Annotated in this window: 14 protein-coding genes; 4 read left to right on the plus strand and 10 right to left on the minus strand. The window is 71.6% G+C overall.

What is annotated here, in order from left to right:
* Positions 1–162 precede the first annotated feature (162 nt).
* The 7 genes from truB to rimP all read right to left on the minus strand — a co-directional run bounded on the left by truB (position 163) and on the right by rimP (position 7,135).
* Entirely contained in the window at positions 163–1,059 is an 897-nt protein-coding gene (gene truB / locus ACZ561_RS26150; protein WP_376441674.1) for a tRNA pseudouridine(55) synthase TruB, read from the minus strand.
* Entirely contained in the window at positions 1,059–1,508 is a 450-nt protein-coding gene (gene rbfA, locus ACZ561_RS26155) for a 30S ribosome-binding factor RbfA (RefSeq protein ID WP_361434416.1), read from the minus strand. Before rbfA ends, truB begins: the two co-directional genes overlap by 1 nt.
* Before the next feature lie 29 nt (positions 1,509–1,537).
* Entirely contained in the window at positions 1,538–1,831 is a 294-nt protein-coding gene (locus ACZ561_RS26160) for a DUF503 domain-containing protein (protein ID WP_019889861.1), read from the minus strand.
* 140 nt (positions 1,832–1,971) lie between these two features.
* Positions 1,972–5,070 carry a translation initiation factor IF-2 gene (gene infB / locus ACZ561_RS26165; protein WP_470999384.1) on the minus strand — a complete coding sequence of 1,033 codons (3,099 nt, stop codon included), beginning with the start codon at positions 5,068–5,070 and terminating at the stop codon, positions 1,972–1,974.
* A 147-nt stretch (positions 5,071–5,217) separates the two neighbouring features.
* Entirely contained in the window at positions 5,218–5,496 is a 279-nt protein-coding gene (locus ACZ561_RS26170) for a YlxR family protein (protein WP_376441681.1), read from the minus strand.
* A gap of 131 nt (positions 5,497–5,627) precedes the next feature.
* A complete protein-coding gene (nusA, locus tag ACZ561_RS26175) occupies positions 5,628–6,635 on the minus strand; it encodes a transcription termination factor NusA (RefSeq protein WP_470999386.1) in 1,008 nt (335 codons plus the stop codon).
* Between the two features lie 2 nt (positions 6,636–6,637).
* Positions 6,638–7,135, minus strand: a complete 498-nt coding sequence (gene rimP / locus ACZ561_RS26180; RefSeq protein ID WP_376441687.1) for a ribosome maturation factor RimP — start codon at positions 7,133–7,135, stop codon at positions 6,638–6,640.
* Positions 7,136–7,287: 152 nt separating this feature from the next.
* Here rimP and ACZ561_RS26185 point away from each other — a divergent pair, with 152 nt between their 5' ends.
* The 4 genes from ACZ561_RS26185 to ACZ561_RS26200 are packed head-to-tail and all read left to right on the plus strand — an operon-like array spanning position 7,288 to position 10,295.
* Positions 7,288–7,908, plus strand: a complete 621-nt coding sequence (locus ACZ561_RS26185; protein WP_470999388.1) for a hypothetical protein — start codon at positions 7,288–7,290, stop codon at positions 7,906–7,908.
* The gene (locus ACZ561_RS26190) at positions 7,905–8,321 is read left to right on the plus strand and encodes a ferritin-like domain-containing protein (protein ID WP_470999390.1); all 417 of its coding nucleotides are present in this window, start codon (positions 7,905–7,907) and stop codon (positions 8,319–8,321) included. Before ACZ561_RS26185 ends, ACZ561_RS26190 begins: the two co-directional genes overlap by 4 nt.
* A 55-nt stretch (positions 8,322–8,376) precedes the next feature.
* A complete protein-coding gene (locus ACZ561_RS26195) occupies positions 8,377–9,276 on the plus strand; it encodes an aminoglycoside phosphotransferase family protein (RefSeq protein ID WP_470999392.1) in 900 nt (299 codons plus the stop codon).
* A gap of 47 nt (positions 9,277–9,323) precedes the next feature.
* Positions 9,324–10,295: a slipin family protein gene (locus tag ACZ561_RS26200; protein ID WP_470999394.1), complete on the plus strand. Its 972-nt coding sequence runs from the start codon at positions 9,324–9,326 to the stop codon at positions 10,293–10,295.
* 207 nt (positions 10,296–10,502) lie between these two features.
* On the opposite strand, the gene ACZ561_RS26205 is transcribed toward ACZ561_RS26200, so the two are convergent.
* The 3 genes from ACZ561_RS26205 to ACZ561_RS26215 all read right to left on the minus strand — a co-directional run bounded on the left by ACZ561_RS26205 (position 10,503) and on the right by ACZ561_RS26215 (position 13,713).
* Positions 10,503–12,203, minus strand: a complete 1,701-nt coding sequence (locus ACZ561_RS26205) for a proline--tRNA ligase (protein WP_470999396.1) — start codon at positions 12,201–12,203, stop codon at positions 10,503–10,505.
* Positions 12,204–12,271: 68 nt separating this feature from the next.
* Positions 12,272–12,847, minus strand: coding sequence for a GNAT family N-acetyltransferase (locus tag ACZ561_RS26210; RefSeq protein WP_470999398.1), 576 nt, complete (start codon positions 12,845–12,847; stop codon positions 12,272–12,274).
* A gap of 20 nt (positions 12,848–12,867) precedes the next feature.
* Positions 12,868–13,713, minus strand: a complete 846-nt coding sequence (locus tag ACZ561_RS26215) for a GNAT family N-acetyltransferase (protein WP_470999400.1) — start codon at positions 13,711–13,713, stop codon at positions 12,868–12,870.
* Between the last annotated feature and the right edge of the window lie 62 nt (positions 13,714–13,775).

Genomic DNA, 13,775 nt, shown 5'->3' on the forward strand with positions numbered 1-13,775 from the left:
GCGCCCCCCAGCGCTCCCCCGTTTCACTCCGAGCGCCTGCCCGAAGGGGTGAATGAGGGGTTCGGAGTGGATAGACAGTCCCCGGAGGGGGATCGTGGAGCGGGCACGCGCGCGTGCCCGCTCCACCATGATCAGGGCCGTCGGCCCCTGTGCGAAGGCCGCTCAGCCGAAGACGGCCAGGCTCTTGGCCTTGCCCTTCTGCTCCTCCACGAGCGCCAGCAGCCGGCCGTCCGGGGCGAAGACCGCCACGGGGCCCGCCGGATAGGACGGCATCTCCAGACGGACGCCGTTCAGCAGCAGCCGGGCCCGCTTCTCGTCGACGTCCCAGCGGGGGAACGCCGCCCCGGCCGCCTCGGCGACCGGCATGACCGTCAGCTCCTCCTGGAGCTGGTCGAGGGTCCTGGCCGAGTCCAGCTTGTACGGGCCGACCCGGGTCCGCCGCAGCGCGGTCAGATGACCGCCCACACCGAGCCCGGCGCCCAGGTCGCGGGCGAGCGCCCGGATGTACGTACCCGAGGAGCAGACCACGGAGACGACGAGGTCGACGACGGGCGTGCCGTCCTCGGCGGTGGCCTCCCGGACGTCGTACACCTGGAAGGACGAGACCGTGACCGGCCGGGCCGGGATCTCGAACTCCTCGCCGCCGCGTACCCGCGCGTACGACCGCTTGCCGTCGATCTTGATGGCGGAGACCTTCGACGGCACCTGCATGATGGCGCCGGTCAGCTCCGCGACTCCCGCGTCGATCCCCTCGCGGGTCACCTTGGACGCGTCCACGGAGGCCGTGATCTCGCCCTCGGCGTCGTCGGTGATCGTGGTCTGGCCGAGGCGGATGGTGCCGAGGTACTCCTTCTCGGTCAGCGCGAGGTGACCGAGCAGCTTGGTCGCCCGCTCCACGCCGAGGACGAGGACGCCCGTCGCCATGGGGTCGAGCGTGCCCGCGTGACCGACGCGACGGGTCTTGGCGATCCCGCGCATCTTGGCCACGACGTCGTGCGAAGTGAAGCCCGACGGCTTGTCGACGATGACAAGGCCGTCGGGCGTCTTTGCGGTGCTCATCAGGCGGTGGTGCCCTCTTCGTCCTCGTCCTCGGGCTTGCGGTACGGGTCGGCCTCGCCGGCGTACTTGGCGCCGGAGGACGCCTCGCGCACCTTGGCGTCCGAGGCCCGCGCCTTGTCGAGGAGGTCCTCGATCGTCTTGGCGGTCTCCGGGAGGGCGTCCGCGACAAAGGTCAGCGTCGGCGTGAACTTCGTCCCGGCGGCGGCACCGACGGCGGAGCGCAGGATGCCCTTGGCGCTCTCCAGCCCGGCGGCCGCGCTGGCCCGCTCCTCGTCGTCGCCGTAGACCGTGTAGAAGACCGTGGCCTCCCGCAGGTCACCGGTGACGCGGGTGTCCGTGATGGTCACGTGCGTACCCAGGCGCGGGTCCTTGATGCCGCGCTGCAGCTTCTCGGCGACCACCTCCCTGATGAGGTCCGCCAGCTTCTTCGCCCGCGCGTTGTCGGCCACTGGTCCTTCTCCTTCTTTGCCTTGCTCATTCAGTCTTCATCAGTGTGGAGCCTGCGTCGCACCGACAGCAGCTCCACCTCGGGCCGCGCCGCGACCAGCCGCTCACAGCGGTCCAGTACGTCCGATACGAACCCCGGGTCCCCGGACACCAGCGCGACGCCCAGACGGGCCCTGCGATGGAGGTCCTGGTCGCCCACCTCTGCCGCGCTCACGGAGAACTTGCGCTGGAGCTCGGCGACGATGGGCCGGACGACGGAGCGTTTCTCCTTCAACGAATGAACGTCGCCGAGGAGCAGATCGAAGGACAGAGTCCCCACGTACATGTAGTGCCGGATGTCCCGCCGGTTCGGGTTCGGTGGCCTGCCACGCCGTCGCTTGGCAGGAACACCAGAACCGTACACGCAACGGCCGGGGCCGATCGACGGAATAACTCCCGCCGACCGGCCCCGACCTACCGCTGCGCTCAGGCGCGCGGCTTCTCGCGCATCTCGTACGTCGCGATGACGTCGTCGATCTTGATGTCGTTGAAGTTTCCGAGGTTGATACCGCCCTCGAAGCCTTCGCGGATCTCGGTGACGTCGTCCTTGAAGCGGCGCAGACCGTGGATCGTGAGGTCCTCGGCGATGACCTTGCCGTCGCGGACGAGGCGCGCCTTGGTGTTGCGCTTGACCTCGCCGGAGCGGATGAGGACACCGGCGATGTTGCCCAGCTTGGACGAGCGGAAGACCTCGCGGATCTCCGCCGTACCGAGCTCGACCTCTTCGTACTCCGGCTTGAGGAGACCCTTGAGGGCCGCCTCGATCTCCTCGATGGCCTGGTAGATCACCGAGTAGTACCGGACGTCGACGCCCTCGCGCTCCGCCATCTGCGCCGCGCGGCCCGCAGCGCGGACGTTGTAGCCGATGACGATGGCGTCGGAGCCCATGGCCAGGTCGATGTCGGACTCGGTGACCGCACCCACACCGCGGTGCAGGACACGGATGTCGACCTCTTCACCGACGTCGAGCTGGAGCAGCGAGGACTCGAGAGCCTCGACCGCACCGGACGCGTCGCCCTTGATGATGAGGTTGAGTTCCTGGACCAGACCGGCCTTGAGCACCTTGTCGAGGTCCTCGAGGGACACCCGGCGGACGCGCTTGGCGAAGGCGGCGTTGCGCTCACGCGCAGCGCGCTTCTCGGCGATCTGACGGGCCGTACGGTCCTCGTCGACAACCAGGAGGTTGTCGCCGGCACCCGGCACGTTGGTGAGACCGAGCACCAGGACGGGAGTCGACGGGGTCGCCTCCTCGACGTTGTTGCCCTTGTCGTCGAGCATCGCCCGGACGCGGCCGTACGCGTCGCCGACCACCACGGTGTCGCCGATGCGCAGCGTTCCGCGCTGGACCAGGACGGTCGAGACGGCACCGCGACCGCGGTCGAGGTGGGACTCGATCGCAATACCCTGCGCGTCCTGCTCCGGGTTGGCCCGCAGGTCGAGCGAGGCGTCGGCGGTGAGGACCACGGCCTCAAGCAGCGAGTCGATGTTCAGACCCTGCTTGGCGGAGATGTCGACGAACATCGTGTCGCCGCCGTACTCCTCGGCCACCAGACCGAACTCGGTCAGCTGACCACGGACCTTGGTCGGGTCCGCGCCCTCGACGTCGATCTTGTTGACCGCGACCACGATCGGCACGTCGGCCGCCTTGGCGTGGTTCAGCGCCTCGATCGTCTGAGGCATCACACCGTCGTTGGCCGCCACCACGAGGATCGCGATGTCGGTCGACTTCGCACCACGGGCACGCATGGCGGTGAACGCCTCGTGACCCGGGGTGTCGATGAAGGTGATCTTGCGCTCTTCGCCGTTGACCTCGGTACCGACCTGGTAGGCACCGATGTGCTGGGTGATGCCACCGGCCTCGCCCGCGACGACGTTCGTCTTGCGGATCGCGTCGAGAAGTCGGGTCTTACCGTGGTCGACGTGACCCATGACGGTGACGACCGGCGGACGGGAGACCAGAGCCTCTTCGCCGCCCTCGTCCTCGCCGAACTCGATGTCGAAGGACTCGAGGAGCTCGCGGTCCTCCTCCTCCGGCGAGACGATCTGAACGGTGTAGTTCATCTCCTCGCCGAGCATCGTCAGCGTGTCGTCGGAGACGGACTGCGTGGCCGTGACCATCTCGCCGAGGTTCATCATCACCGCGACGAGCGACGCCGGGTTGGCGCCGATCTTCTCGGCGAAGTCGGTGAGGGACGCACCGCGCGACAGGCGAATGGCTTCGCCGTTGCCGCGAGGCAGCATCACGCCGCCGACCGACGGGGCCTGCATGGCCTCGTACTCCTGGCGCCTCTGACGCTTCGACTTGCGACCACGACGCGCGGGACCGCCGGGACGACCGAAGGCGCCCTGCGTGCCACCACGGCCACCGGGGCCACCGGGACGGCCACCGAAGCCGCCGGGACGACCGCCGAAGCCGCCGCCACCGCCACCGGGGCCACCCGGACGACCGCCGCCGCCACCGGGACCACCGGGACGACCGGCGAAGCCGCCGCCGCCACCGCCGGGACCGGCCGGACGGCCGGCGAAGCCGCCGCCGCCACCGGGACGACCGCCGCCGCCACCCGGACGACCACCGGGGCCACCGGGGCCACGGCCGCCGGGGCCACCACCGGGACGCGGGCCGGCAGCGGGACGCTGCGGCATCATGCCCGGGTTCGGACGGTTACCGCCGGGCGCGCCGCCCGGACGGGGAGCCTGCGGACGAGGCATGCCACCGGGGGTCGGACGAGCGCCGCCCTGACCCTGGGGACGCGGGGCGCCGCCGGGGCCGCCCTGCGGACGCGGGGCACCCGGAGCGGCACCGCCGCCGGGACGGGGGGCACCGCCACCCGGACGGGGCGCCTGGGGGCGCGCCATTCCGGTGGAGCCACCCGAGGTGAAGGGGTTGTTGCCCGGACGCGGACCGGCCGGACGGGCACCGCCCGGACGCGGAGCGCCCTGGCCCTGCGGACGCGGGGCACCCTGGCCCTGCGGACGCGGCGCGCCCTGACCCGGACGGGCGGGACGCTCGCCGGTGGGACGGGGTCCCGGGGCCGCGCCACCGGGACGCTGACCGGCGGCGGGAGCCGACGGGGGCGCGGTGAACTCGGGGGCGGCCGGAGCCGGCGTGACCGGCTTGGGCGCGGGCTTCGGGCCCGGGCGGGGGCCCGAGGCGGCCGGAGCCGGAGAGGGGGTGCTGCTCGCGGGCGCGGCCGGAGTGACCGGGGCCGGCGCCGCAGGCGCGGCGGGGGCCGGCTTGGGGGCCGGGGCGCCGGGCTTGGGGGCAGCGGGACGTGCCGCGGCGGCCGGAGACGGCGCCGCGGGCTTCGAGGGGGCGGCCTTGCGAGGCGCGCCAGGCTTCGCAGCGGTCTTGCCGGCGCCACCGCCGGGACCCTGCAACGCATCAGTCAACTTGCGCACGACCGGCGCCTCGATAGTCGAGGACGCCGAACGGACGAATTCACCGAGTTCTTGGAGCTTGGCCATGACGACCTTGCTCTCCACACCGAACTCCTTGGCGAGTTCGTATACCCGGACCTTAGCCACTTCGCTCCTTTTAGGTCCGGTTACCGCCGGACCGTCGCTACTTCATGGGCGTACTCATCGCGTACTCATCGAGTGCTCATCGCAATCTCGACCTACTTCCAACTCGCGAGGTACCTGACCGCACGGTCTTCCGTGCCGTACTTCTTCTTACAAAGCCTGCCGCTCTACGTGATAGCGAATATCCGCCGTTTCGAGCGGACCCTGGACCCTGAAGGCCCTCGGGAACGCCCGGCGGCGGACCGCCAGGTCGAGGCAGACCGAGGCGGGATGCAGATACGCACCCCGGCCGGGCAGCGTACCGCGATGATCGGGGACACATGCGCCCTCGACCTCCACGATGCGCAGCAGATCGCTCTTGGCCGCTCGCTCCCGGCATCCCACACAGGTTCGCTCAGGGCACGCTCGGTCTTGCGTCCGGCCAGACACGGCTAAGTCTACCTCCCCGTAGCGACCTCACCCGTTTGGGGCAAAAATCGAACGGTCGTTTGTCGTGATCTCGCCCTCACACAACGTGACGAGAGCGGGAGCTGTTCCCTGCGGCAGCCCTGCGGCGCGACTCAGTCGCGGTCGCGCTGCTCGTCGGCCGGGTGCTCCGTGTCCGGACGGATGTCGATGCGCCAGCCGGTGAGGCGGGCGGCGAGGCGGGCGTTCTGCCCTTCCTTGCCGATGGCCAGCGACAGCTGGTAGTCGGGCACGGTCACCCGGGCGGAACGGGCGGCCAGGTCGACGATCTCGACCTTCGAGACCCGGGCCGGGGAGAGCGCGCTGGCCACCATCTCGGCCGGGTCGTCGGACCAGTCGACGATGTCGATCTTCTCGCCGAGCAGCTCCGCCATGACGTTGCGGACACGGCTGCCCATGGGGCCGATGCAGGCGCCCTTGGCGTTCAGGCCCGAACGGGTGGACCGTACGGCGATCTTGGTGCGGTGACCGGCCTCACGGGCGATCGCCGCGATCTCGACGGAACCGTCGGCGATCTCGGGGACCTCCAGCGCGAAGAGCTTCTTCACCAGATTGGGGTGCGTGCGCGAAAGGGTGACGGACGGACCGCGGACACCCTTGGCGACCCGGACCACGTACGTGCGCAGCCGCAGGCCGTGCGTGTACTCCTCGCCCGGCACCTGCTCCTGCACCGGAAGGATGGCTTCCAGCTTGTCGTCGAGCTTGACGAGGACGTTCTTCGGGTCCTTGCCCTGCTGCACCTGGCCGGCGACGATGTCGCCCTCGCGGCGGGCGTACTCGCCGAAGGTGACGTCGTTCTCGGCGTCGCGCAGCCGCTGCTGGATGACCTGGCGGGCGGTGCTCGCCGCGATCCGGCCGAAGTCCGACGGGGTGTCGTCGAAGTCCTTGGGCTCCTGGCCCTCCTCCAGTTCGGAGGGGTCCTCCTTGGCCCACACCGTCACATGACCGGTCTGCCGGTTCAGCTCCACGCGCGCGTGGCGGCGGGCGGACGGGGTGCGGTGGTACGCGATGAGGAGGGCCGACTCGATCGCCTCGACCAACAGGTCGAAGGAGATCTCCTTCTCTTGTGCCAAGCCCTTCAGGAGCTTCACGTCGATGTCCACGGCTACGCCTCCTCTTCCTTCTTGTCCTTGCGGTTGAACTCGATCTCGACACGCGCCTTGGCGATGTCGGCGAACTCGACCCGGCGGGCGGTGGGCTTGCGCCCCTTCACGCCCGGCACTTCGAGGTCGATGCCGTCGTCGTCCACGGTGAGGATCCGCGCGACGAGCTCTCCACCATCGTTCAGCTGCAGCTTGGCAAGGCGGCCTGTGGCGCGCACGTAGTGGCGGGGCTCGGTGAGCGGGCGCTCCGCGCCCGGGGTGCCGACCTCGAGGGTGTACTCCCCCTCGCCCATCGCGTCCGTCTCGTCCAGCTTCGCCGAGAGCGCGCGGCTCACATCGGCGACCTGGTCCAGGTCGGCTCCCTCGTCGGAGTCGACGACGACGCGCAGCACCCGCTTGCGTCCCACGGAGGCCACCTCGAGCTCTTCGAGATCGAGTCCCTGCGAGGCGATGAGCGGCTCAAGGAGTGCTCGCAGCCTGTCGCTCTGGGTGGTGCTCATCCGGGTGACTCCTCGGCCGCGTGTGCTGTTGTGGGTTCGTCGCGTGTCAGACCAAAGGGTATCCGGTCCCGGGGGGTGTTGCCGTCCACGGGGCCGGGGGCCGCGGGTACGCTCGCCTGCGGTGATCTTCGACCGAGGCCGAGGGAGTGGATGTGGGGCGCACGGGGACCGTGGGCAGGCGGGCGCTCCTGGCGGCGGGGGCGGTGACGCTGGTCGGCTGCACGTCCGACCCGGGTGGCGGTGAGCGGCCGAAGAAGCAGACCGCGGCCGAACGGGCGGCGCTCGCGGAGGCGGCTCTGCGCCGCGGATCGGTGACAACAAGCCTGACCCTGCTGGAACGTTACGACGCGGTGCTGGCCGCGCACCCCTCGCTGACGGAGCGGCTGACCCCGCTACGACGCGCGGTGGCCGCGCACGCCGCCGCCCTGGCCGAAGGTGTGACACCGCTGCCGACCGGCGGGGCCACCGCGAGCGGGGAGCCGCGCGATTCCGAAGGCACGGAGGCCAAGGCCGCCCCTTCGGCGGACACCCGACCGGCGGACACCCCCGGTGCCGCCGCGTCCGCTCCCGGTGCCACCGCGTCGGGCCCCGCGGCCGTTGCGGCCGACCCGGCGGTCGCCCTCAAGGACCTGGCGACCGCCGTCCGCAGGACCGCCGACGCACACACGGCCACGCTGCTCGACGCACCGCCCGAGTACGCCCGGCTGCTCGCCTCGGTGGCGGCCGCCGGCGCGGCGCACGCCTATCTGCTGACCGAAGGAGGCCGGGGATGAGCGCCCTGGACGCGGCGCAGGCCGCGCTCGCCGCCGAACACGCGGCGGTGTACGGGTACGGGGTCGTCGGCGGCCGGATTGGTACCGAACGGCGCGCGGATGCCACCTCGGCGTACGAGGCGCACCGGGCCCGGCGGGACGGGCTGCGCAGGACCGTACGGGACCTGGGCGGGGAGCCGGCCGCGGCGGCGGCGGGCTACGAGCTGCCCTTCCCGGTGCCGGACACGGCCGCGGCCGTACGGCTCGCGGCGGTCCTGGAGGACCGGGTGGCGGGGGTGTACTCCGATCTCGTACGGGCCGCCGAGGGACCGCTGCGGCGGGACGCGGCCGCCGCGTTGCGCGAGGCGGCGGTACGGGCCGTTCGCTGGCGTGGCACCGACGTAACCTTTCCTGGGCTCGCCGAGCGGGTGTGAGTCCGGCTCTGACGGCCCTACCAGGCTCCAGTACTGCAGAAGGAACAACGTACGCATGGGTTTCGAACCGCCGCAGCGACTGGTACGGGTGCTCGGCGAGACGTACGGGAACGCCGTCGCGGCCGAGTGGCTCGGGAAGCTGCCCGAGCTGGCGCGGACCGCGCTGGAGCACGCCTCCCTGGAGAGCGAGCGGGTGGTGGCGCCCGGCGGACGCAGCAGCCTGGTCGTCCTCGTACGGCGGCAGGACGGCTTCCCGGCGGCTCTGAAGATCGCCCCCGAGCTCGCCCGGCCGGACCTGGAGCGGGACGCGCTGGCGCACTGGAACGGCTGGGGCGCGGTACGGCTCCTGGAGGCGCCCGAGGACGGCTCGCTGGTCCTCGAACGGCTGCACACCGAGGTGTCGCTGCGGTCCCTCCCGGAGGCGAAGGCGCTGCTCGAGGCGGCGGGCACGGTCCGGAAGCTGTGGGTCGAGCCGCCCGCGGAGCACGGCTTCGAGTCGGTGGCCGAGCGCACGGCCCGCCAGGCGACGGCGATGGAGCCCTACCGTGCCGACGCCGAGGCCGGCGCACTGACGGCCGCCGCGCTGGCGGCACGCGAGGAGCTGGTCGCCGACTCCCCCGAGACGCTGCTGCTGCACGGCTGCTTCCGGCAGGGCAAGGTCCTGGCGGGCGAACGAGCGGCCTGGCTGGCCGTGGGCCCCGAGCCGCTGGTCGGCGAGCGTGCCTACGATCTGGCGCGGCTCGTACGGGACCGGGTCGAGGACCTGGTGGCGGCCTCGGCCGGGGCGTCGGCGGCCCGTCGGCGGGTCAACAAACTGGCGGACTCGCTGGAGGTGGACCGGGAGCGGCTGCGGGGCTGGACGCTCTTCCGGGCGGTCGAGTCGGGTACCCGGGCGCTGACGGCGGGGCGCCATCAGGACGCGGAGCTGTTGCTGGAGTTCGCGGGCTGGCTGTAGGGGAATACCCTTGCTGTAACGCTCTGCTCGGACCTCAGGGGGCCGTGATGCTCGAGGAGCTGTTGACAGCGGCGGCGGCGACCGCAGTGGCGGTCGTGGTGTACGCGGGTGCGGCCGCGCGCGTGGTGAAGCAGTACGAACGGGGCGTGGTGTTCCGCTTCGGTCGGCTGCTGAACGATGTCCGCCAGCCGGGGTTCACGATGATCGTGCCGGTCATCGACCGGCTGCACAAGGTGAACCTGCAGATCGTGACGCTGCCCGTGCCGGCGCAGGAGGGCATCACCCGGGACAACGTGACGGTGCGGGTGGACGCGGTCGTGTACTTCAAGGTGGTCGACGCGGCGGACGCGCTGGTGCGGGTGGAGGACTACAAGTTCGCGGTTTCGCAGATGGCGCAGACGTCGCTGCGGTCGATCATCGGCAAGAGCGACCTGGACGACCTGCTGTCGAACCGGGAGAAGCTCAACCAAGGGCTCGAGCTGATGCTGGACAGTCCGGCGATGGGCTGGGGTGTCGCGATCGACCGGGTCGAGATCAAGGACGTCTCGCTGCCGGAGACGATGAAGCGCTCGATGGCGCGGCAGGCGGAGGCGGACCGGGAGCGGCGGGCGCGGGTGATCAACGCGGACGCGGAGCTGCAGGCGTCGAAGAAGCTGGCGGAGGCGGCGGCGGTGATGTCGGAGCAGCCGGCGGCGCTGCAGCTGCGGCTGTTGCAGACGGTGGTGGCGGTGGCGGCGGAGAAGAACTCGACGCTGGTGCTGCCGTTCCCGGTGGAGCTGCTGCGGTTCCTGGAGCGGGCGGCGCCGGCGCAGGGCGCGGCGGCCTCGGAGTCGGCCGCGCCGCATGTGCCGGTGGCGGCACCGGAGACCTTCCAGGACCCCTTGCCCGGCCTCCCTGGGGAGCCCCGCCCCACGAGGGACCTCCCGGACCTGTCGGACCTGGTGGACCTCCCACCCCTACCGGACGAGACAGTCGCGGGGCCCCCGGCGGACCCGATCCCACGGGACGAAGCGGCGTAGGGCACGCGGGGGTCCGACGCCGGGCGCCACGGGCGTACGCGGGCGTGCCACGTGGGTTGTGCGCAGGCGAGTGTGGCGCCCTCCGCCGGGCCCTCAAGGGCGCTCCACAGGACGCCGCCCGCCCGCAACCTCTGCCCCACCAGGTTGTGGGCGGGGGGTGAAGGGAAGCCGCCCCCTGCGGGCAGGGGGCGGCTTGGGGCCGAATTGCTACGCGCTCAGGCGGGCGATCGCCTCGGCCACCGGGAGTTCCTCGCGCTCACCCGTGCGGCGGTCCTTCAGTTCCACGACGCCCTCCGCCGAGCGGCGGCCGGCGACCAGGATCTTCGGGACGCCGATCAGCTCCGCGTCGGTGAACTTCACGCCCGGCGAGACGCCCGCCCGGTCGTCGACCAGGACCCGCAGGCCCGCGGCGCGCAGCTGCTCCGAGACCTCGAGCGCGAGCTCGGTCTGGAGGGCCTTGCCCGCCGCGACGACGTGGACGTCGGCCGGGGCGACCTCGGCGGGCCAGCACAGGCCCTTCTCGTCGGCCGACTGCTCGGCCAGCGCGGCGACCGCGCGCGAGACACCGATGCCGTACGAGCCCATGGTCACGCGGACCGGCTTGCCGTTCTGGCCGAGGACGTCGAGCTTGAGGGCGTCGGCGTACTTGCGGCCCAGCTGGAAGATGTGGCCGATCTCGATCGCGCGGTCCAGCGTCAGGCCGGTGCCGCACTTCGGGCACGGGTCGCCCTCCTGGACGACCACGACGTCGACGTACTCGTCGACCTCGAAGTCACGGCCCGCGACGACGTTCTTCGCGTGCATCCCGTCCTTGTTCGCGCCCGTGATCCACGCCGTGCCGGGCGCCACGCGCGGGTCGGCGATGTACGTGACCTTCTCCAGGCCCTGCGGACCGACGTACCCGCGGACGAGGTCCCGGCGCTCGGCGAAGTCGGCCTCGGTGACCATCTCGACGGTCGCGGGGGCGAAGTGCTCCTCGACCTTGCCCATGTCGACCTCGCGGTCGCCGGGGACGCCCACCGCGACGATCTCGCCGTCGACCTTCACCAGGAGGTTCTTGAGCGTGGCGGAGGCCGGCACACCGAGCGAGGCGGCCAGGGTCTCGATGGTCGGGGTGTCGGGGGTGGGGATCTCCTCGAGCGCCGGGACGGCGGAGCCGTCGACCGGCTTGAGCTCGTAGGAGATCGCCTCGGTGTTGGCGGCGAAGTCGCAGTTCGGGCAGTCGGCGAAGGTGTCCTCGCCGGCCTCGGCCGGGGCGAGGAACTCCTCGGACTTCGAGCCGCCCATGGCGCCGGCGGTGGCGGCGACGATGCGGTAGTCGAGGCCGAGGCGCTCGAAGATGCGCTTGTAGGCCTCGCGGTGCAGGGCGTAGGACTGGGCGAGGCCCTCGTCCTCCGTGTCGAAGGAGTACGAGTCCTTCATCTGGAACTCGCGGCCTCGCAGGATGCCGGCGCGCGGGCGGGCCTCGTCGCGGAACTTCGTCTGGATCTGGTACAGGATGACCGGCAGGTCCTTGTAGGACGAGCACTGGTCCTTGACCAGGAGCGTGAAGATCTCCTCGTGGGTCGGGCCGAGGAGGTAGTCGCCGCCCTTGCGGTCGTTGAGGCGGAAGAGCTCGGCGCCGTACTCGTCCCAGCGCCCGGTCGCCTCGTAGGGCTCACGCGGCAGCAGGGCGGGGAGCAGCACCTCCTGGGCGCCGATGGCGTCCATCTCCTCGCGGACGATGCGCTCGACGTTGGAGAAGACCTTCTTGCCCAGGGGCAGCCAGCTCCAGATGCCGGCGGCCGTGCGACGGACGTAGCCGGCCCGGACGAGGAGCTTGTGGCTGAGGACCTCGGCGTCCGCCGGGTCGTCGCGCAGCGTCTTCGCCATCAACTGGGACATGCGCTGGACCGGTACGTTGGCCATGGTTCTCGTACTCCTGCCGGGTAAGGGTGATGGCAGGAGGTTAGCCGGGCGGCACCGGCTCGGTGAAATCAGTTCCGTGGCGAACCGGTTGCGCGGAGTCCGTTCCGGCGCGGCAACGGCAGCGGGGCGCCCATGACGGCGTACGGACGGGGCGCGCTGGGGAAGTGGACCTGGCGGGCCAGGTCCTGGTAGCCGAGGGCCCGGTACAGACCGCGGGCCGGGCTCTCCGTGTCGATCGCCGAGAGGATCGACCGGGGCAGGTCCGACTGGTCGGTGATGGCGGTGATCAGCTCACGGCCGATACCCCGCCCCTGGTAGGAGGGGTGGACATGGAGCTCGGTGATCACGAACGAGTCGTCGAGCCAGTCCGCGGTGCCGCCGGCGCGGAGGTACGGCTCCACGATGCCGGACCACCAGTGGGTGCGGTCGTTGGGCATCCCGTACACGAAGCCGACCAGCCGGCCGGCGGCGTTGGTCGCGCCGTAGGCGCAGGCGCCGGGGTTGAGCAGATGACGGAGCACGATGTGGCGTCGTACGACGATCTCGTCCTCACTGAGCCCGAAGGCGAGCGCTTGGACGGCGAGGGCGTCGTCCACCCGCGCGGCGAGATTGACCGGTCCGATCGTGACGTCAGCGGCATCCATGCGCGCACCTTACAAGTGCCTCAGAAGAGCACGCTCATGAAGGCCCCGACCTCGCGGAAGCCGACGCGGCGGTACGAGGCCCTGGCCGGGGCGTTGTAGTCGTTGACGTAGAGGCTGACGACCGGGGCGACGTCGGCGAGGGCGTAGCGCAGCACGGCGGCCATTCCGGTCTCGGACAGGCCTCGGCCGCGGAACTCGGGGGCCACCCAGACGCCCTGGATCTGGCAGGCATGGCGGGTGGCGGCGCCGATCTCGGCCTTGAAGACGACCTTGCCGTCCTCGATACGGGCGAAGGAGCGGCCGGCGCCGACGAGTTCGGCGACGCGGGCCTGGTAGAGCAGTCCGCCGTCGCCGGCCATCGGCGAGATGCCGACCTCCTCGGTGAACATGGCCACGCACGCGGGCATGATGACCTCCATCTCCTCCTTGCGGATGCGACGGACGAGGGGGTCTGGCTCGACGGTGGCGGAGGGCTCCTCGGTGACCATCAGGGGCTGGTGGCCGCGGACGTCGCGGGCGGGGCCCCAGCTGGGCTCGAGGAGCCGCCAGAGCTGGGTGGTGGGCTCGGAGGGGCCGACGATGGAGGAGCAGCGGCGGCCGGTCCTGCGGGCGCGGTCGGCGAAGGCGCGGACGGCGTCAGGGGTGGCGCAGATGGGGACGAGGTTGGCGCCGGAGTAGCAGAGGGAGCGCAGCTGTCCGTCGGCGTACCAGCCCCACATCTCGCCGCCGAGGCGCCAGGGGTCGAGGCCGGCCGCTTGGACGCGGGCGGCCACGAAGGCGTTCTCGACGGGGGCGCTCTCGAGGACGGCGAGCGCGGCGCCGAGGTCGGCGGGTTCGAGGACCCGGGTGGTGGTCTGCGTCAACACGAGGGGGCCTCACCATGCGGTCTGCTGATCTCCGCACTGTACCTGGAGCGTCGCGGAGGTGT

It is taken from the genome of Streptomyces sp. NPDC039609 (assembly GCF_055596705.1).